The following is a 20,636-nucleotide window of genomic DNA, read 5'->3' as shown; positions in this document are numbered from 1 at the left end:
ACTGGATCTTCTATCCCATGTGTTCGTCTATAGATTCGAGTGATTTAGTTATGTCTCAATTTCTTTGTTTTATCTACTTACCAGCAGTTCAAACAAAGTATACGCATCCCTCTCATTTTTTCAAAAAATCATTAAATTGAATCAAACGTTTTTTTATAGTACCATATGAAGATATGAGTCTAGTAGAAGAAGGGAATTTAAAAATATGCCTTACAAAATGATTGTTTTAGATTTGGATGATACACTATTATGCGATGATCACACTATTTCTCCGCGCACAAAAGAAGCATTAATGAAGGCGCAAGAATCGGGAGTGAAAGTTGTACTTGCTTCTGGACGACCAACTTACGGAATGGTTCACATCGCCAAGGAACTGGAGTTAGAAAAGTACGGAAGCTTTATTTTATCGTTTAATGGGGCAAAAATCATTAATTGCCTAACAAATGAAGAGCTATTTAGCAGCACATTATCTCCGAGAACCGTTGCACGTCTCGACGATATTAGCCGCGAAGAAGGCGTTTTAATTCATACGTACGTTGGAGATGAAATTATAACTGAAGTAGAAAATAAATTTACGGATATCGAAAGTGACATTACAGGTCTGCCGATCCGTGTTGTTTCATCTTTTACTGATGCCGTTACAGAGCCTGTTGTAAAAGTACTCATGCTTGCAGAACCGGAAATGCTGGTTCATGTTGAAAAGAAACTTCAAAAGCAGCTTCAAGGAGAGCTAAGCGTAATGCGATCTAAACCATACTTCCTTGAATTTACAGAAGAAGGCGTCACAAAAGGGACAAGTCTTCACTTATTAATTCAACAGCTTGGCATTACACGCGATGAAGTGATTGCTATTGGCGACAGTTATAATGATCTTGCCATGATTGAATTTGCAGGACTTGGGGTAGCAATGGGAAATGCTCCTGAAGATATTAAAGAAAAAGCCAACCACGTAACAGATACAAACATGAACGACGGTGTGGCAAAAGTTGTGGAAGAATTTATCTTAAAACCTGTTAGCATTTCATAAGACAAAAAAGCAGCTCGTACGAACCGAGCTGCTTTTTTGTTTTGATTTTATACTCCTAACAGTTTCATAAGAAGCGTCGCTAAAATAACAGTGGAAGCGCCTCCAAGTCTTGTTGCTACTTGAGCAAATGGCATAAGTGACATACGGTTGGAAGCTGATAAAATCGCTACGTCTCCCGTACCTCCTAAACCGCTGTGACAGCCTGTTACAATTGCAGCATCCACTGGATGCATTTTTATCATTTTACCTACAAAATAACCCGTTGCTACCATAGCAATAACAACTGCTGCACATACAACTACATAACCTGGTGTAACAATTTTCACTACATCTTCAAGAGGAATATACAAAATTCCTAGCCCCACCATTAACGGCCATGTTAAGCTCGTAGAAATGAATTTGTACATATGGTAAGCACCTTGCTCCATCTTAGCAGGCATTACTTGTAAACATTTGACTAGCGTTGCCGCTACGATCATTAAAACTGGACCTGGAATTCCTAAAAACTTATGTGCTAAGCCTCCGAAAATAAAGAAACTACATGCAATTAAAAGGCCTGCGCCCATTAACGAAAAATCTACTGGTTTCTTGATATTTGTATCTTCTGAGATGCCATCTCCGCCTTTTGTCTTCACAAGAACTCCATTACCTGTTAATTCTGGCTTTTTCTCTCCTAGACGTTTCATTAAACCAGCACATACGATAGCAACGATGTTTCCGATAACAGCAGCTGGAATCATTTGCGACACAAAAGATTCTGCTGAACTACCTAAAATTTGAGAATAAGCAAGTGAAAGTGGTAAAATACCTTCACCAATCCCTCCTCCAATAATTGGTACAACAATATAGAAAAATGTATGTTTTGCTCCGTAGCCAAATAACATCCCAACAGCTACGCCTGCAGCTACAGCGGCTAACGTACCTAATACAAGCGGTACGAACATACGTGTAAAGCCTTGAATTAAAACTTTACGGTTCATACCAAGGATACTTCCGGCTACTAAACAAGAAATATAAAGGTATAAAAAGTTTGATGTTTTCATCAAAGTTGTTACCGCTTCCATAGATGCGGGATTTAAAACATTATAAAAAACTAATACGGAAGGTACAAGCAGTGATAAAATAGCTGGTCCACCAATATCTTTTAAAATCGGAATTTTTAATCCTAAATCACCAAGCAGCATTCCCATTACCATAATAATTGCAAATCCGCCAATCATATCTGGAGGAAGCTCGTTGTAAACGGCTGCGCCATATACAATTAATGCAAGTAAAACGTATAGCGGCACAGGAATAACTCCTACTTTAATATTGTTGATTCGGTTCCAAAAACCCTTATTTTCAGGCTGTGAATCTTGAGTAAACGTTTCCAATTTACGTGCTGTATTCATCTCATAACCCCCTGTGGTTCTAATATAGAGAATCATACACAAATTTCAAAAAACTATATACGTTATGTAACTTAAGAATTCTTTTTGCAACTAAAAAAAGCACAGCTTCTTTTTTCAGAAGCTGTGCTTTTTCTATCTAAAAATTAAGCATTTACTGTTTCTAAAGCTTTAATTTCTTTGTATGTTGGTTCCCACATTGCCGCTTTTACTGCCGCTTTAACATCTGTTGGAACTTCTTTTGCAACGCCATCTTTAATTGCTGCGTTAGCAACCGCTAAAGCAACGTTATAGGATACTTCACGTAATTCTTCTACGCGTGGTAGTAATGAAGCACCCGGCTTGCTGCTGTCTACCATTTGAGCTACAGCATGTGCACATGCTGCAAACATGCTGTCTGTAATAACTTCTGCTTTTACCACAATTGATCCAAGACCAAGACCAGGGAAAACAAAAGCATTATTAGATTGACCAATTTCATATTCCACACCATCGTAGTTAACTGGTTCAAACGGACTTCCAGTCGCTACAAGCGCTTTTCCTTCTGTCCAATTTAATAGGTTTTCAGGAGTAGCTTCCGCAAGCGGAGTTGGATTTGACATTGGTAAAATAGCTGGGCGTTCTACATGCTTCGCCATTTCTTTTACGATTTCTTCTGAGAATGCGCCTGCTACACCAGACGTACCAATTAAGATTGTTGGTTTAACTTGTCTGACAACTTCTAAAAGAGAAATTTTGTCTTCTTCACGGTTCCAGCCCTTCACTTCTTCTGCTTTTCGTGCATAAGGCGTTTGGAAACCTAATAAGTCATCCATGTCATCTGTTAAAAGGCCTCGGAAATCAACTGCCCAGAAGTTTTTGTATGCTTCTTCTTCTGTAATACCGTCTAATACCATTGCGTCACGAACTTGATCGGCAATACCGATACCTGCTGTACCCGGTCCAAAGATTAAAACGCGGTGGTCACGAAGTGGCATTTTAGACACTTGAACTGCTGAGAAAATAGCGGCAAGCGTTACAGCACCTGTTCCTTGGATATCATCATTAAACGTTAAAATTTCTTTTCCGTACTTGTTAATAATGTTACGAGCATTTACATTACCGAAATCTTCCCAGTGTAACAGTGCATTAGGGAATATTTCAAGAGATTTTGAAATAAATTGATCTACGAATTGATCATAGCGTTCACCGCGGATACGTTCATGACGGTTTCCGATATATAAAGGATCATTTAATAATTTTTCGTTGTTTGTTCCTACATCAAGAACAACTGGAAGCACTCTGCTTGGATCGATTCCTGCTGCAGCTGTATATACCGCTAATTTACCGATAGCAATATTAATACCGCCAACACCCCAGTCGCCAATTCCTAAAATACTTTCTGAATCTGTAATAACCATTAAATCAATGTCTTCACTATTTGCATCGATATTTTTAAGAGCTTCTTCAATGCCCTCTACATTATCGATTGATAAGTATACGCCACCCGGACGGCGATATTCGTGGCTGTACTCTTGGATTGCTTGTCCAACTGTTGGTGTATAAACAACAGGAAGCATTTCTTTTAAGTGATCTTGCAATAAACGATAAAATAATACAGCATTACGGTTTTGTAAATCGTTTAAATATACATTCTTACCAAGGTTATCTGGCTGAGCTAAAAATTGCTCATATGCACGTTTTGCTTGCTCATCTAAAGTTAAAGTCATCGGAGGAAGTAAACCTTCTAATCCTAACGTTTTGCGCTCTTCTTTTGTAAAAGCTACCCCTTTGTTTAACATTGGAGCTCCTAAAATTTCTTTCCCGCGTAAAGTCGTTTCGATTGTTTCATTATCTGCAAAAAATACGTTGCGCATACGACTATCTTCCTTTCTGTAGACTTGTATGACAAGCATACAAGTTGGTTAGATTTAAGTAATTAACATCTTATATGGATATTACATATTATTCAAATGTCCGTTAACTTTTTATGAATAGCATGCTAATTCATTTGACAATAGTATATTTTATGCCTATCTATTTCTGCTGTCAACTATTTTAGTAGAGCAATTTTTTAGTTATAAAGAGGTGGAAATTTCTGAATTTAATATCTTTTATTAATTTTCTTTTTATATAGGTATTAAGAACCTTATTTACAATGGTTCTTTCTTTTTGAGAGTTAAAATGGTTCTTTAATATGGAAAAAATGTTTAATTATAAAAAATTTATTTTAAAATAATTTCAGTTTACCTTTAAAAGAATACTTTTTATTTTTTTGTCTATGCTGATTAGTAAATTACTATGAATATTCTTTCTCTTCTCTCTATACATATAAACTACATAGTTCTTTTTTATAATAATGGAGGTTATTGCATGCTAAAACCAGATACAGCTATTATTTTTGGATTTCTTATCGAAGAGGCGTCCAGTCGATTAGACGATCAAGAAATTAAAGAAATTGCGGCTAAAGAGCTAGAAAATGGAGAATTGGTTTTTGAAGAAGCAAGTTATTTTTATAAACGCTTTTTTATTCCGGCTTCCTCTGAATTAAGACAAGCTCTTCGCCGAGAGGTCTTATCACTTCATTTAACATTAAATCAAATCAAAAATGGGCATGGCAACGGATCCATGTCTAAGATTGCTCATATGCATCAAATTATTGCAGAAACTGAAAAATCAACAAACGAACTAAACAGACTTTTAAATCTTGCATTTTACGAAGGTGAAGACGATCAGACATACGCCTCCTTCATGAATATTTTTTCAAATAAATCATAAAAAAACCGCCCTTGAGGACGGTTTTTTTTATTGAACACCTTTCATTAAACGCTGAATTTTTGGCGAAATCATTAGTACAATTACACCTAAAATGACCGACACTCCACCCAATGCAGCAAAATAAACAACTTGCGAAATGTTTTCATAATATTGAACAAGCTGAGCATTGATTGCCTGCGCCGCTGCGCTTGTTAGGAACCATAAACTCATCGTCTGAGCAGAAAACGCTGCAGGTGCTAGTTTTGTTGTAGTTGATAGCCCTACTGGTGATAAACAAAGCTCTCCAACTACAACTAAGAAGAAGCTTAGCACTAGCCATAGCGGGCTCGCTAACGTTTCATTTCCATGAATGCTAGCCGGGATAACCATGACAAGGAAAGAAAGTCCTGCAAATAAAAGTCCTAATGAAAACTTCTTTGGTGTAGAAGGTTGTCTGTTTCCTAATTTTACCCAAATCGCTGCAAAAACTGGCGCAAATATAATAATGAATAGCGGATTTAACGATTGGAACCAGCCAACTGGAATTTTAAAACCACCATACGTTAGCTGCGTATGATCTTTTGCATACGTTGCTAAAATTGTTGACCCCTGCTCTTGAATCGCCCAGAACATTACTCCAGAGATAAAAAGAGGAATGTACGCTAATACGCGTGAACGCTCATCAGCTGTTGTCTTGGGGCTCTTATACATAACAACAAAGTAAATAATAGGAATAACTATCGCTAAAATACTTACAAATAAAATAACACCTTCAACAGTTAAAATACCCGCTAAAGAAGTCAGTACAATAAAGATTGCCAGTACAACTACAGCAAGTGCAATGGTACCAAAAACTTTTTTGCGTTCTTCTGGTTTTAATGGGTTTGGAACTTGTCTGCCTGCACGACCTAGGTTTTTGCCTCGTGTAGCCATAAATACGATTAGACCTAAAAGCATTCCTACTGCCGCGATTCCAAAACCCAAATGGTAGTTATACTTTTCACCTACTGTTGAAACAACTAGCGGCGCGATAAATGCTCCAGCATTCACACCCATATAGAAGATACTAAATCCAGCATCTCGACGGTTATCAGTCGGGCTATACATATCGCCCACAACGCTCGAAACGTTTGGTTTTAATAAACCTGTTCCGATGATAATTAAGAACATTGAAATAAACAGCGCTGTTACACCTGCCGGCAACGCAAGCACTAAATGCCCCAGCATAATAAATATACCACCGTAAAACACCGTATTAGACGTACCTAAAATGCGGTCTGCAATCCAACCGCCAATAATTCCAGACATATAAACAAGGGAACCATAAATAGAAAAGATCGCTAAAGCGGTTCCTTGTTCCATTCCTAATCCACCGTTTGCAATTGTATCGTACATGTACAATACAAGTAGCGCACGCATTCCATAGTATGAAAAACGTTCCCAGAATTCTGTAAAGAACAAGGTGAATAACCCTTTAGGATGTCCGAAGAATCCTTTTTGAGGAACTGTTTCATACACTTTTTCTCTCTCTACCGACATATTCCTTAACCTCTCTTTCAACCGTAAACCACCATAGACAAAACTATCAAAAAATTATGATGATATAAAAAAATAGAAACAAGAAAATTTTATTCTTATAAAATGATTCTGTCAATATCAGAATTTTACAATGAGTGCATAAAATACGATTTTCCATTATAAAATTGCACCTATAAAAAGCTTTAAATCAAGATTTCTTTTCTTAAAATATCTTTTTGAAATTTTTTTTATACAAAACCCTTGATTACAAAGCATCTGATTATCTACTTTTCATACAACCAGATAATATTTTTCTTTTTGGAAATTTTTTCTTTGAATTTAAAAAGGAATTTTATTATTTTTTCATTATGCTTCCCTCAATCAAAAATATACTTTTTCAGAATAATAAAAACCTCTTTAAAAACATCTCTTTTGTTATAGTAGATACTCATTTTTCTCCTATGTATTACCTTTAATATAAGTCATCCTCATTTTTTTATGTAAAAAAAGAGATAAAAGGTTTATTTTTTACCTCTTTTTTCACTGTACCTACAATTTTACGTATTCACCGTTTACCATTTGTCCTTTGTGAAGAGGAACCACACCTTCTTCTTTAGTGTATACAATCGTTCCTCTATTAATGGTAGTTAAAATAACGCTATTAAATACTGTTCCTTCATATATACTGTGCTTATGTTTGAAAACCATTCCTTCTTTTGTCACTTTTTCAGTTTGATCCAGATCAACGATAACCAAATCCGCATCGGATCCCAGCAAGATGGTTCCTTTTTTAGGATATAAACCGAAACGTTTAGCTGGATTGGTTGATACAAGCTTTGAAATGCGAGAAAGAGAAATCCCTCTAGTGATGGCTCCCTCACTAATCATTGCTTGCAAAGAGTACTGGCCGCCTGATATTCCACCCCAAACTTTAAATAAATCATTCTGATGAGCGGTTTTTAACTCAATCGGGCAAGGAGAATGATCAGAAGAAATCATATCTATTTCCTCCGATTGGATACAAGCCCATAATTTTTCTTTTTGACTCCTGCTGCGAAGAGGAGGTGCACACTTAGCCGTTACGCCAATTTCTTCAAAGTCTTCCTCTGTAAAGAGTAAATAATGCGGACATGTTTCCAGCGTAACGTTCATTCCATTCTTCTTTGCTTCCGTAATAAGCTGCACTGCTTCAGAGCTGCTAATGTGTACAAAGTGAAGCGGACATCCCGTTTCTTCACCGTACTCAAGCGCTTGCTTTACTGCGTTTACTTCTGCTACGACCGGTCGCGTTTCTAAATAATCTTTAATAGCAGTTTGCTTTTGCTTCTGTTTAGCCTGTTCAAGCTTTTGTATTAAGTCATTTCTTTCAGCATGCAGGGCAAGCACTTTATTTAGTTTTGCAATCTCTTTCATTCCTTCGTATAATGTGAGGTCATCTGAGAAATCAAATTCAGAACCGGCTTCTGACATAAATGCTTTAAAACCTATTACACCCGAATGAGCCATTTTGGCTAATTCTTCTTTATTACCAGGAACCAACCCTCCCCATAGACCATAATCTACTACTGACTTTTGATCAGCCAGCTTTTTCTTTTCCCACAGCGCTGCTTCTGTTACGGTAGGAGGAACGCCGTTTAAAGGCATATCAAAATATGTAGTGCAGCCTCCCGCAGCCATAGACGCTGAACCGTAGTCAAACCCTTCCCAATGGTCTCGGCTCGGTTCATCAAAATGCACGTGAATATCAATCATTCCAGGCAGAACATATTTGCCTTTAGCATCTACGTATTTTTTTGCTGGTGTGCTAACACCTTGCGCTATTTCTGCAATCTTTCCTTTTTTAATCCCTATATCCGCTGTTACTATTTCGTCTTCTAATACGACCGAACCATCCCTAATAATTAAATCGTACATGTTATCAAACTCCCCTTTATTTAACTACTCCGTCTTCTTATTAAACGAAGCAGTCTGCTATTGTTCTATCATGCATTGTTTCCTTCAAAAAGTCTTTATCCTTGTAAAGAAACCTGACACATAGACTGGTTATTACGCTAGTAAATATAACTGAATTATCTGATTTTAACACTCGCTATTTTGTCTAAACTTTTCTTTTTTATTTGGTCACTTTCACTAACTAAAAAGAGATTGAGATATAAATAAATGAATGGTCGAACAAATTGAATAAAGGGACCAGTATAGATCGCTTGTGACACTGCTGTTGATTTCCGTCCAAGCCTTTCGTTTCTGCCGGCTCTCACCTCCTGTTTCGCTTTTCCCGCAGGAGTCTTCGCCTTGCCTACCAATCAACAGCTAGAAGCAACTACATACGTAAAACCTACGTTCACCCTAACCATAAAAAAATCCGAACGAGTTTGATTCCCCATTAAGAATCAAGCTCGTTCGGATCTTGCTTTAACTAATTTTGTCACAGCCTCTTTTAACTCTTTTTTACTTTTTGTGACATTGGCAACCTTACTGTAAATGTACTTCCTTTTTCTTGTTCACTTTCTACGTCAATTTTTCCTTTATGTGTTTCTACAATCCATTTAGCTATGGCTAGGCCTAGCCCGTGACCTCCCATTTGACGGGATCGGGATTTATCAGCACGATAAAAGCGGTCAAAGATTCGATCCTTTTCGTCAGGATGAATTCCAACTCCTGTATCACGTACTTTTAATATACATTCACTCCCATGCTGAACTACTTGAATGTTTACACTTCCATGAGGAGTCGTATATTTAATAGCATTGTCTAACAAAATGTAAATCAGCTGAGTTAGACGCTCTTGATCTCCAGTTACGACTAATTTTCCGGGCGTATCTAGCTGTAAATCAATAGGTTTGGAAATGGCCAGAGTTTCAACAGATTCCATTACCTTTTGCACCGCGTCTGTAATATCAAAGGGCATCATTGCTTTTTCTACTTTATTAGAATCTGAGCGTGCAAGCGTAAGTAAATCACTGACGAGACTCGTCATTCGCTTCACTTCAGCTTTCATATTATTAATTAATTTTTTAGAGAAAGGATCTTCTGTTACTTCCTCCTGCATTTCTAAAGCGTTGATAGAAGAAAGCATAACGCTAAGCGGCGTTCTTAACTCATGGGACGCATCCGCCACAAACTCTTTTTGCTTTTGGAAAGCTGTTTCAATTGGGACCATCGCACGTTTTGACATTAAACGGCTGATATAAATGGCTACTCCTACAAACAGTACGGTAAGGCTCAGCATAATAATAAGGAGCCACTTTAACAGCTGATAAAGAAATGAAACGTCTTTTCCAATATAAAGCATCCCTAAAAATTGGCCTTTATAAAAAATAGGTTCACCCGCCATCATCAAATCAATATCTATTTTGCCTTCCCCGTTTTGCCCTTTTACTCCTTCAATGTGTTCGAAACTAGGACGCGGGGCTTTTATTCGTTCTTTCCTCACTTCATTTTCAATAGGGATCCACCCATCAATTAAATCTAATAAGTTAGAGCGAAGCCGCTCGCTCGCTTCGTTTCCCATAATAAGGTCCCCTTCAGGACTGATGACATAATAAAAAAATTGATCTTCACCGGCTACAACAATGTTTTTGTACTCTTCTTTTGACTGTTGATTCGAGCTGTTTATCGCTTGTTTAATTAAGATGCTTTGGACAATTCGAGACTCTTGCTTTAGCATGCTATTTAAGTTTTGCTGCTGACTGTTGGATACAACCACATATACCAATGCATAAACAATAAACACGAATAATAGCAGAAACAGCATTAGCAATGCGCTGTATCGGAATGTTAAACGATTTTGCGTCTGGCTGAATAAATCTTGCTTTACTTTTTGTTTTACTTTCTGTTTAGCCCTCGTAAGAAGTTTAGCTTTCAATTTTGTAGCCTACTCCACGAATGCTTTGAATAAGATCTTGTTTGTTGAATTTCTCTAGTTTTTTCCGCAAAAGTTTAACCGTCGCATCAATCGTTTTAATCGAAACATCTGATTCATATCCCCATACCCGGTCTAAAATAATATCTCGAGAAAGAACTTGTCCTTTGTTTTTCACTAAAAAATCTAGCAGTTGAAATTCACGAGGACTTAATTGAATAAACTCCTCGTCAAACTGCACGGTTTGACTTGCTCTTTTTAATATCATGCTGGCAATCTCTACTTCTTCTTCTAAGATTGGTGCATAATTACGACGAGCCAAAGCGCGAAGCCTTGCAAGCAGCTCGTCAATTTCAAATGGCTTAATAACGTAATCATCCGCTCCCGCATCTAAGCCTTGTATACGATCTTGAACCGCATCTTTTGCTGTTAACATAAGAATAGCTCCAGCGTATCCTTCTTTTCTTAGACGTTTACATACATCGATTCCGTCTCCATTGGGCATCATCCAGTCAAGAATTAACACATCATAATGCGCTTCAGATGCATAATCATATGCATCATTCCCTTCCGTCACCCATTCGACGTTATAGCCCCCTTTTTTCTTCAGCATATAACTAACTAATTCACCTAGCTGCAAATCATCTTCTGCTAGCAGTACGTTCATTCTGCGTAACTCCTTCCTTCATTTGATACATTTTCCTGCATCCTTTTGTTTACTTTATTATACAAAAAGAATCAGCAGAAACAAGCTGCCTCTACTGATCACTTTTCATTTTAATTTTCCCTATCTGTATTAAGAATGCCTAACGATTTGATTTGAATATGAAGGATTTGATCCATTAACAGTTTCTGTGACCTTTACAACACGCCGGCATATCTCAGCTCGTACACCTCTGTGCTTCAATTGCTCGACGATTTTTTCTAACTTACTATAAGACGCTGTTTGTTTCATATCCATCCCCTCATTTCGTTAAGGTATTATTTATGAATCAAGTTTGTTTGTAATATCATACTTTTTCTTTAGCTTTTGTAACCAAGTTGGATACTCTGTTTGGTATTTTTGATCAAGCAGCGTTTGCTTGATTTTTGCTTTACTATTTTCATATGTTGCTTTTTGCGCTTCTTTTTTGCCTGTTACTTTAATAATGTGATAACCGTATTCTGTTTTAACAGGATCACTTACTTCATTTACCTTCATTGAAAATGCTTTGTTGGCAAAAGCTTCGACCATATCGCCTTTTTTGAAGTATCCAAGGTTTCCGCCATCTGATTTAGAAGCTGTATCTGTTGAATATTCTTTTGCTAGCTTCGCAAAATCTTCTCCTTTGTCAAGCTTAGCCTTTACTTCTTTCGCTGTCTTTTCGTCTGCTACTAAGATGTGGCTAGCTTTCACCTGTGCTTCTGTAGCTAGTGAATCTTTATTTTGATTAAAGTACGATTTCATTTCACTATCTTTAATATTAATAGTCGACTCAACCATTTTTTTTGCCTCAATATTCGTCTTTAAATCTTTTTTCAGCTCTGACAATTTTACACCGCTAGATGCTAATGCTTGATTTAATGCATCTTCTCCCCCGTACTGACTTTTAAGGTTTTCTAATTCAGCATTAATTTCTTTATCGGTTACTTTAATATTTTGTTTAGCTGCTTCTTTTGAAATGACTTTTTGTTCAATCAATGAATCAAGGACACTTGATCCTCCTTGAGCAAGAAGAGCATCGTACAGCTGATCTTTTGTGATTTTTTCATCACCAACGGTAGCAACCACCTTTGATTTATTCATTGCTACGGCACCGATAGCTACTGCAGCAATAACCACAACGGCTGCAATAATCATAATTATTTTGTTTTTAGACATCGTTAAACTCCTTTTCCATTTCTCATTACTTACCTAAACTTAAACTTTTGCGCCTTGGTAACGGTTTAAGCTCAATTAAAGGTCTTGCAATAGTAGATACGTATTTACTCGACAACAACCACGCCACTCCACAAGCTCCAATTAGAAGGATACTGTATCCTTGTACACTTTCTATCCAGTCTCCAAAAGAAGATAGGCGGATATATTTAATCAGAAACCCATGTAGCAGATATACATAAAAGGTTTGAGCACCTCGAGATGTAAAGGACATCGTTTGTGTAGGGATCAAAGCTAAAAAGGAAATCGTCATTGCTAAGCTGATGCTATAAAATAGCGTACGAATGGTCATTCCCTCTAATTGATTTACACCTAAAGAGGCATAAGATTTTGAACCAAATAACCACTCTTTCTCAAAATCCGGTGCTATATACTGGATCCATAGAGCAATAATCAGCAAAGTGCCTCCAGCTACTTTTTTGCAAGAAACCGACGTCAACTTTTTAAAATGTTCTTTTTTCATATAAAATCCTGCTAAGAAGAAGGGAAAGAACACAAAGGTTCTAGAAAGGCTCAACGTTGTTTCCAGCGGTTCACATAAGCCAATCATAATTCCTAAAACTGCCGCAACGGCTAAAGGATATTTGATTTTTGTAAAAATGAACAACATGGCGTTCCAACAAAATAAACTCAACAAAAACCATAGCGACCAAGCTGGCTGAAACACTGAAACTTCGAATGTGGATTCATCATAAAGTTTATAGTCGTATACCGCATAGATAAGTTGAAAAATAATATAAGGAAGTAATACTTTCTTCGTCATCTTCCACATGTATCCCTTTTTTCGGTATCCCTTTGCAAAATAGCCGCTTATTAAAATAAACGCTGGCATATGAAAGGTGTAAATAAATATGTAGAGCGTTCGTAGCCACTGTTCATCATTGATGAAGGGAGTTAACAAATGGCCAAACACTACTAATACAATTAAGATAAACTTTACGTTATCAAAATACGCATCCCGCTTAGCCATTTGACCTCCTCCTTTCTTTCGCGTTCTACGGATCTGTACGACGTGCTGCTGCGAATATCTTTTCTTTACATTCCTTACTATACATAGTGAAAATGAAAAAACAGTGAAAACCTTGCTTAGTTCTATTTTTAAATAAGGCGCGGCTAAATAAGTTTGACAAACGGCGCCTCTTTCTCTACTATATAGATACGCACCCTATCCAATTCAATTTCGCTTGTTGCGGGACACTTAACCAGTACGGATGGATAGGGTGTTTTTGTATGCAAAAAAAGCAGAAGACCTAGGTCTTCTGCTTTTTATTTTGCTATAGGCTGACTTTCGTTTTTTCTGTTTCCTTTTTTATTTTTCAAATAATAAAACAAGTAACAAAAAAGGACAAAGGGGATACCGCAGTATAATGCGATACGCTGACTCTTATCAAAAGCCAGTCCTACACAAGCAGCAAAGCATAAAACAAACGCTAAAATAGGTACAATAGGATATAAAGGAGCTTTGTAAACAAGCTTCGATACATCATTCCCTTCTTTAATATAGCGTCTTCTGAACATAAAGTGAGAAGCCGCAATAGCCATCCATACAGCTACAACCGCAAATCCAGAAATAGAAACTAATACTAAGTAAACAGTTGTTGGTGCAACTACGCTTGACAGCAAGGACAGACATGCCACTCCCATGCTGATAAGCAACGAATTAAATGGAACTCCTTTAGACGTTACTTTTCCTAACCAAGTGCTGACCATTTTTTGATCAGATAATGACCATAGCATTCTTGAACATGCGTATAATCCTGCATTAGCGTTTGATAATAAAGCTGTTAAAATAACCAAGTTCATGATATCTGCTGCGTAAGGAATACCTATTTGATCGAATACCGTCACAAAAGGACTTTCTAACACTCCTGCTTGTTTCCATGAAATCAACCCAGATAGTACAAACATGGCGCCAATAAAAAAGAAGAACGTACGCCAAATGATATTTTTAATTGCGCGAGGTATGTTCTTTTCAGGATCCTCTGTTTCCCCCGCCGTAATACCAATTAATTCTGTTCCCGAAAAAGCAAAGCTAACAGAAACCATCGTAATTAATACAGGCATAAGTCCATTTGGAAATAAACCGCCCTCTCCTGTAAAATGAGAAAGCATCGGCGCTTTTTCATGACCGCTAAGAGGAATGAATCCAAACATCGCTGCTGCGCCTAAAATAATAAATACAATAATCGTTAATACTTTAATACTTGAAAACCAAAATTCTGTTTCACCGAAAAAACGTACAGATGTTGCATTTAAACCAAATAATAAAAGAGCAAACAGCGCGCTCCATATCCAAACCGAAACGTCAGGAAACCATCTTTGCATAAGCAATCCAGACGCTGTAAACTCCGAACCGACAGATACCACCCACGTCAGCCAGTAGAGCCAGCCAACCGCAAAACCAGTTCCCGGCCCGATAAACTTCGTAGCGTATACTTGAAATGATCCCGACACTGGCATTGCTACGCTTAGTTCCCCTAGACATATCATGACTAAATACATAATTAATCCACCGATTAAATAAGCAAGGAGTGTTCCCCCAGGACCTGCTGCATTAATTGTGTAGCCTGAATTAAGAAACAGCCCCGTACCGATAACACCGCCAAGAGAAATCATAAATAAATGACGGCTTTTCATTTTTCTTTGTAACTGATTCATAGATGTTGTATTCTCTCCCATTATGTACCTCCTTTTATAGTAAACCCATCTAAAAACTTGGTTTATTTACATATTCTCTATAGTCTCTTCTCTGAAGGAGTAGGCTCTATTTCTTCGATATGTACAAATTTTGTATATTGTATACAATATACACTTCTTAAATCTTTTTTCGATTATATCATTTTTCAGATTTTTTACAACAATCAATAGTAAAAAATATTTCAATAATTCTATTTTTTATATTCTAACTAAGATTAGACGAAGTGATATGATATGATTATTTTTACACCTGTACGTTCTTTCACGCTATTTTTATACTCTTTCATCACCATGACATGATGAGAAAGAACGGCTGATGCGATATTTATTTTAGGGGGAAACAATGAACAAGGGGCCTATGATTTATCATTCATTAAAAGATCATGTATATAACTACATAGCAAGTCAAATTCAAGACGGTACACTGCTGCCTAACGACAAAATAAATGAAGCCAGCATTTGTTCTCAGCTGAATGTCAGCCGAACGCCTGTGAGAGAAGCGCTTATTAAATTAGCTTCAGACAACCTATTAGAATACAGACCGCGCAGAGGATTTACCGTAAAGGAAATTGATACACCAAAAAAACTAGAAGTATTTGAAATCGTCGGTGCTTTAGATGGTCTTGCAGCTTCCCTGTCGATTGATCACTTAACGGAAGACGATTTTACGAAGATGGATGAGCTTATTAAAAAAATTGATGTTTCGATTGCATTAGAAAATTATCAGGATTATCAAAAATACCAAACGTATTTTCATCGAGTATATTTGAACCGATGCGGTAATGTGACCTTAAAAGAACAGCTTATATCTTTGCAAGACGGATTCATCAGACAAACGTACTTTAGCGATGACAATAAAGAGCTATACACCATTTTACATGTGATGAATGAACATCACCGCCATATTCTAAAACTTCTGAAGCAGAAAAATAAGGCGGATGTTCAGCTTTACCTTCAAAATGTCCACTGGAAAATCGAATATCCAGAAATGATTTGATCAAAAAGAGGTTAAGGCATAACTAAATCAATCCAGTCAACAGCTAGAAGCAACAAAATACATGAAACCTACGTTTATCATACCAATAAAAAAATCCGAACGAAGTTGATTCTCCATCAAGAATCTTAATTCATCGTTCGGATCTTCTTTCAACTAACATACTGTTGTCGCAGCCTCTTTTATTTTGCTATAGAAGAACGTTGTTTTTCTTCGGTTACATACCAAATGAATTTCCCTGTATATCCGTAAATAACCGCCAAAATAATAGAGACAAAGCTTAGCCACATAAACGGCAGATAAGCGAATGTAGAAATCCCAAGCGTTGTAGCTAAAAATACACCGTTGTCCGTCCACGGAACCATCCCTGAAGTTAAGGTTCCCCCTACTTCCGAGTTACGGGCAAGCACTAGACGCTGTATTCTTAACTTGTCATAACTTTTCTCCATAATTTTCGGCGTTAAAATTAATGAAACATACATTGCACAACCAAATATATTCCCTAATAGCCCAACGAAAATAGTAGAAGCCGTAACGTTTCCAGAATTGACAAGAATTTTTTCGAATTTAGATAGCAGGACTTCTAAGACACCGAGCTCATCTAATAACCCGCCAAAGCCTAGTCCAAAAATAATGACAATAATGGAACCGACCATGCTTAAAATTCCGCCACGATTTAACAGCTCACTTAAAAATGTGTTGTCGGTATTAATTTTAAATCCTTCATAAGCCGTATTAAATGCGCTCGCCACATCCATATGCTGAAAGACAACTGCCCATATAATTCCTAATAATGAGCCAATGGCAATGGCTGGAAGAGAAGGTTTCTTTAATGCTAAAAGGACAATAACAGCCAAAGCCGGAATCAGCATCCACCCGCTGATATGGAATGTATCCAACAGCGAAGATTTTAATCCTTCTACCCGTCCAGCATCAAAATCTTTTCCTCCATACATAAACCCTGTTACCGTAAATAATACTGCCGTAATGACGTAAGCAGGAATATCCAACACTAACATTGCTTTTACATGATCAATAACGTTCACTCGAGCCATTGACGCAGATAAAATGGTACTGTCAGAAAGAGGAGAAAGCTTGTCTCCAAAATAAGCTCCTGAAATCACAGCTCCAGCTACTAAAGGAAGCGGCATACCTAAGCCTTGTCCGATTCCCATCATCGCGATTCCGGCTGTACCAACCGTTCCCCAAGATGTTCCTGTTGAAATCGAGGTAATAGAGCAAATGATAAGTGTAGCAAGTAAAAAGAATGTTGGATTAATAAACTCTAGTCCAAAATAAATAAGAGAAGGAACAACTCCTCCGGCAATCCATGTTCCAATTAACGTACCGACGGCTAATAAAATTAAAATAGCTTCTAAGCCGTTTGATATTCCTCTTGTAATGGCTCCTTGCAGCTGATTATACGTATACCCAAGTCGTACTCCTAGCGCCATAACAATAAACCATGAAATAAATAAAGCGAGCTGAATAGGTAAATCCAAAACAGTTGCAAATGAAATAACAACTGCTAAAAATAAAGCAAGCACAATCATTATTTCCCACATAGATGGTAAACGGGTTGTGTTCAAACTAGCTCCTCCTAAACTGGTATGTAGATTCTGGAATGTGGTATCGTTTAAGAGTAAAACGTCCTTATTTCATTCTTTAATTGTTCCTCTTACTGCTTGAACGTATGTACTTCTTTGAATGCTTAAACAATAAACTGCATCTTTTTAAGAACATAAAATAAGGTTACTCGTGTAAACAATAAGCCATTTTTTCTTTTATCCAGTGGTCATAATACCACAAGAGCGTGCTTTCTTACAAGACTAGTTATAAAGCGCTTTCTGGTTATTTATACACTTTAATACATAAATATATTTTATTTATTTTATTCAATGAAAAGAGGTAAGTAACATGAAAGAATATGCAACATTTGCGGGAGGATGCTTTTGGTGCATGGTCTCTCCTTTTGATCAGCTTCCAGGAATCAGCAGTATTCGCTCGGGCTACGCTAAAGATGAACAAATCACTTCTGAAGCTAAACAGGAAAGCGAATACGTAGAAGCAGTACAAATTGTATGGGATCCTTCTCATATTACGTTTGAAGAACTGCTTAACCTGTATTGGCAGCAAATTGACCCTACGGATTCCGGCGGACAGTTTTCAGACCGCGGACCGTCATACCGAGCCATTATTTTTTATCACAACGAAAAACAAAAAGAAGCGGCTTTCGATTCTAAAAAAAAGCTAGCCCAAAGCGGGCGCTTTAAGCGTCCTATCGTCACACCTATTTTACCTTTTTCTTCTTTTTGCGAAGCAGAAGAACAGCAGCAGGATTATTATCGAAAAAACGCATTTCACTATAAATTATACAAAGAAGGCTCGGGGCGGACTGATTTTCTGACACAGCATTGGCCAAAGGACCGCTCCTATCTAAAAAGGGTCCTAACGCCCATGCAATATTTTGTTACGCAGGAAAACGGAACCGAACCTCCTTTTACAAATTTATATTGGAATAACAAAAAACAAGGAATTTACGTTGATCTTCTAACGGGAGAAGCACTGTTTAAAACGTCAGATCAACTCCCTTCCCATACAGGGTGGCCTGTTTTTAAACGCCCTATTTTATACGGAAATATAAAAAAAGTTCCGATGCAGCATGAAACAGCACTAAAAAGCAAAGAAGGAAATAACTATTTGGGTTTACTATTAACCGAAGAAAACAGCGAATACTATCAAGTAAATTCCGCGGCTTTGCGCTTCATTCCAAAAGAGAAGCTTAAAGAAGAAGGGTATGAAGACTTTTTAATTTTGTTTTGATACTTATACTTTTTTAAAAGGATAAAAATAAGCCGTGACTTGATTCGCATAGTGCACAATTAAATCGCGATTGTCTGCCGGACGCAAAAAAGGCTGAGTAATAGAATCATCTCTTATTTCACACTCTCCTTTTTGCAGCTCCCAAGGATCATGATAAAGGTCTCCTCTATAGACATTTCCTTGATGAGTGGTAAATAAGCAGTAGCGCTCTGTAAGCCAATGAGCTAATTCTCCTTTTCCACTGCGATAGGACGGAGAAATACCTCTATATGTAAGCTTTACTCGCTCTTTTTTTGAGTCTCTGTGCGTTCGAACTGACTGAAAAGAAATATGGTTCTGAGTTTTGTTGAATGTCATAGCAGCGTGGTAATAAGGCAAATGAAAAAATTGACGAGCAATCCATACCCCTAGCGGATTGCTTGCGTCTAAACTAAAAAAATAAACGCCTTTTTCCCCTTTATATGTAACATATGTACGCACATTCAGCTCATATAGCCGTGAAAAGATGGGAACTGCGGGCGTTCCTTTAAATCGAATGTCTGTCATCGTAAAAGGCACCAGTGCAATCCATCCTTGACCATCATAGGTGTCAGGCTCTAACTGACTAGGCAATAAAGAAGCCAAAAATGCCGGATCTACAGGCCAATGAATAAACAGTAAATCTTTCCACGTTTGTTTCATTATCCAATTATTTTTCACTTCTTGGTCCCTCCTTGTTCTAGGTGTTCTTTCCCATTAATTCAGCGGCTGCCGATTTCCCTGACAAATATGCGCTCTCTAACCGTGAGTGATTCGTCTCGTCTTCCCTTCTTAAAAAAGCATCTCCTGCCACCAGTAGCGACGGCATAATTTTAGCAAAGGGCTGATGAAGAACTTGTTCAACCTCTGCATAGCGCCATTTCTTTATCTGGATGCTTTTAATATGATTTGCACTTGTCCATTCTTTTATTTCATTTTTTATCATCGGCAGCAACTCACGTTCATGTTCATCAAAATGTTTTTCTGACCAGTCTTTATTCATATATATGCTAAGAACGGGCGTCTTTGATATTCCTTTTTGCTCATGATTAATGATTCTTTGGATTGTGCTGGATGGATTCATGATTTGACCATGATCACCATACAGCATCTCTGTGTAAAGCTCCGCGATAGCAACCAAGCAGGGACTAAATTTCAGTGTTTTAAGAATAGATTGGTCCGCTTGCAGCTTACTATTATTAAGTACCTCAATAACCTGAGGAGACGGAGGTGTAAGAATGATATCAGTCGCTTCAAAAATCTCATTTTCTTCTGTATATAACTGATACCTTCCGTTTTGAAAATCAATGGCTTGAACTTTTCGATTTACATATACGCGTAGATCTTCAGCTAAATATTTAGCTAGCGCATTCATGCCATTCGGACTGTGATACCGAGGGTGATGGTCACCAAACCACTTCTTAACCTTTCTATCACCTATCCATTTATTTACGTCTTGTTGAAATTCATCGGATCTCACTGTAAAAAATTGAGCTCCGTGATCTGCTTTTCCATCCCCTACTCGTCGGGTAGCCATTCGTCCCCCTACACTTTTGCCCTTATCAAGAAGAAAGACCTCTATTCCCTCTTTTTGCAATTCAGCCGCTGCTGTAAGGCCCGTCATTCCAGCACCTACTATTCCTACTCGTCTCATT

16 protein-coding genes are annotated in these 20,636 nt (G+C 37.5%); 4 read left to right on the top strand and 12 right to left on the bottom strand.

Going from position 1 to position 20,636, the window contains the following annotated elements; translation table 11 throughout:
- Positions 1-205: 205 nt before the first annotated feature.
- Entirely contained in the window at positions 206-1,027 is an 822-nt protein-coding gene (locus AC3WJG_RS17860) for a Cof-type HAD-IIB family hydrolase (protein WP_028408751.1), read from the top strand.
- Positions 1,028-1,074: 47 nt separating this feature from the next.
- Here the strand turns inward: AC3WJG_RS17860 and AC3WJG_RS17855 are convergent, their stop codons facing one another.
- Positions 1,075-2,418: a 2-hydroxycarboxylate transporter family protein gene (locus tag AC3WJG_RS17855; RefSeq protein WP_492588449.1), complete on the bottom strand. Its 1,344-nt coding sequence runs from the start codon at positions 2,416-2,418 to the stop codon at positions 1,075-1,077.
- Between the two features lie 143 nt (positions 2,419-2,561).
- The gene (locus AC3WJG_RS17850) at positions 2,562-4,271 is read right to left on the bottom strand and encodes an NAD-dependent malic enzyme (protein WP_098249869.1); all 1,710 of its coding nucleotides are present in this window, start codon (positions 4,269-4,271) and stop codon (positions 2,562-2,564) included.
- A gap of 496 nt (positions 4,272-4,767) precedes the next feature.
- Between AC3WJG_RS17850 and AC3WJG_RS17845 the strand changes: the two genes are divergently transcribed.
- Positions 4,768-5,172, top strand: coding sequence for a hypothetical protein (locus AC3WJG_RS17845; protein WP_337134048.1), 405 nt, complete (start codon positions 4,768-4,770; stop codon positions 5,170-5,172).
- A 27-nt stretch (positions 5,173-5,199) separates the two neighbouring features.
- On the opposite strand, the gene AC3WJG_RS17840 is transcribed toward AC3WJG_RS17845, so the two are convergent.
- The 7 genes from AC3WJG_RS17840 to AC3WJG_RS17810 form a co-directional block, all read right to left on the bottom strand.
- Positions 5,200-6,690 (bottom strand): peptide MFS transporter, encoded by a 1,491-nt coding sequence (locus AC3WJG_RS17840; RefSeq protein WP_028413598.1) that lies wholly within the window; start codon positions 6,688-6,690, stop codon positions 5,200-5,202.
- Between the two features lie 528 nt (positions 6,691-7,218).
- Positions 7,219-8,583, bottom strand: a complete 1,365-nt coding sequence (locus AC3WJG_RS17835) for an allantoinase (protein ID WP_098249871.1) — start codon at positions 8,581-8,583, stop codon at positions 7,219-7,221.
- 523 nt (positions 8,584-9,106) lie between these two features.
- Positions 9,107-10,534 (bottom strand): sensor histidine kinase, encoded by a 1,428-nt coding sequence (locus tag AC3WJG_RS17830; RefSeq protein WP_098249872.1) that lies wholly within the window; start codon positions 10,532-10,534, stop codon positions 9,107-9,109.
- On the bottom strand, positions 10,524-11,198 hold the full coding sequence (locus AC3WJG_RS17825) for a response regulator transcription factor (RefSeq protein ID WP_028413601.1): 675 nt from the start codon (positions 11,196-11,198) through the stop codon (positions 10,524-10,526). Before AC3WJG_RS17825 ends, AC3WJG_RS17830 begins: the two co-directional genes overlap by 11 nt.
- A 318-nt stretch (positions 11,199-11,516) precedes the next feature.
- Positions 11,517-12,392 (bottom strand): peptidylprolyl isomerase, encoded by an 876-nt coding sequence (locus tag AC3WJG_RS17820; protein ID WP_098249873.1) that lies wholly within the window; start codon positions 12,390-12,392, stop codon positions 11,517-11,519.
- 25 nt (positions 12,393-12,417) lie between these two features.
- Positions 12,418-13,419, bottom strand: coding sequence for an acyltransferase family protein (locus tag AC3WJG_RS17815; RefSeq protein WP_028408758.1), 1,002 nt, complete (start codon positions 13,417-13,419; stop codon positions 12,418-12,420).
- A 296-nt stretch (positions 13,420-13,715) separates the two neighbouring features.
- Positions 13,716-15,128, bottom strand: a complete 1,413-nt coding sequence (locus AC3WJG_RS17810) for an amino acid permease (RefSeq protein WP_050689988.1) — start codon at positions 15,126-15,128, stop codon at positions 13,716-13,718.
- Between the two features lie 361 nt (positions 15,129-15,489).
- On the opposite strand from AC3WJG_RS17810, the gene AC3WJG_RS17805 reads away from it, so the two are divergent.
- Positions 15,490-16,143, top strand: coding sequence for a GntR family transcriptional regulator (locus tag AC3WJG_RS17805; RefSeq protein ID WP_098249874.1), 654 nt, complete (start codon positions 15,490-15,492; stop codon positions 16,141-16,143).
- A 179-nt stretch (positions 16,144-16,322) separates the two neighbouring features.
- On the opposite strand, the gene nhaC is transcribed toward AC3WJG_RS17805, so the two are convergent.
- Positions 16,323-17,729, bottom strand: coding sequence for a Na+/H+ antiporter NhaC (nhaC, locus tag AC3WJG_RS17800; RefSeq protein WP_060747390.1), 1,407 nt, complete (start codon positions 17,727-17,729; stop codon positions 16,323-16,325).
- A 328-nt stretch (positions 17,730-18,057) separates the two neighbouring features.
- Here nhaC and msrA point away from each other — a divergent pair, with 328 nt between their 5' ends.
- On the top strand, positions 18,058-18,963 hold the full coding sequence (msrA, locus tag AC3WJG_RS17795) for a peptide-methionine (S)-S-oxide reductase MsrA (RefSeq protein WP_337134049.1): 906 nt from the start codon (positions 18,058-18,060) through the stop codon (positions 18,961-18,963).
- Positions 18,964-18,966: 3 nt separating this feature from the next.
- Here the strand turns inward: msrA and AC3WJG_RS17790 are convergent, their stop codons facing one another.
- Together AC3WJG_RS17790 and AC3WJG_RS17785 are read right to left on the bottom strand one after the other, a co-directional pair.
- Positions 18,967-19,662 (bottom strand): YqjF family protein, encoded by a 696-nt coding sequence (locus tag AC3WJG_RS17790; RefSeq protein ID WP_098967240.1) that lies wholly within the window; start codon positions 19,660-19,662, stop codon positions 18,967-18,969.
- A gap of 19 nt (positions 19,663-19,681) precedes the next feature.
- The coding region (locus AC3WJG_RS17785) for an NAD(P)/FAD-dependent oxidoreductase (protein ID WP_217598776.1) at positions 19,682-20,636 on the bottom strand (955 nt) is incomplete at its 5' end.

This window comes from Priestia sp. FW507-14D1A, assembly GCF_058781295.1.
This window is presented reverse-complemented; position numbering and strand designations above follow the sequence as displayed.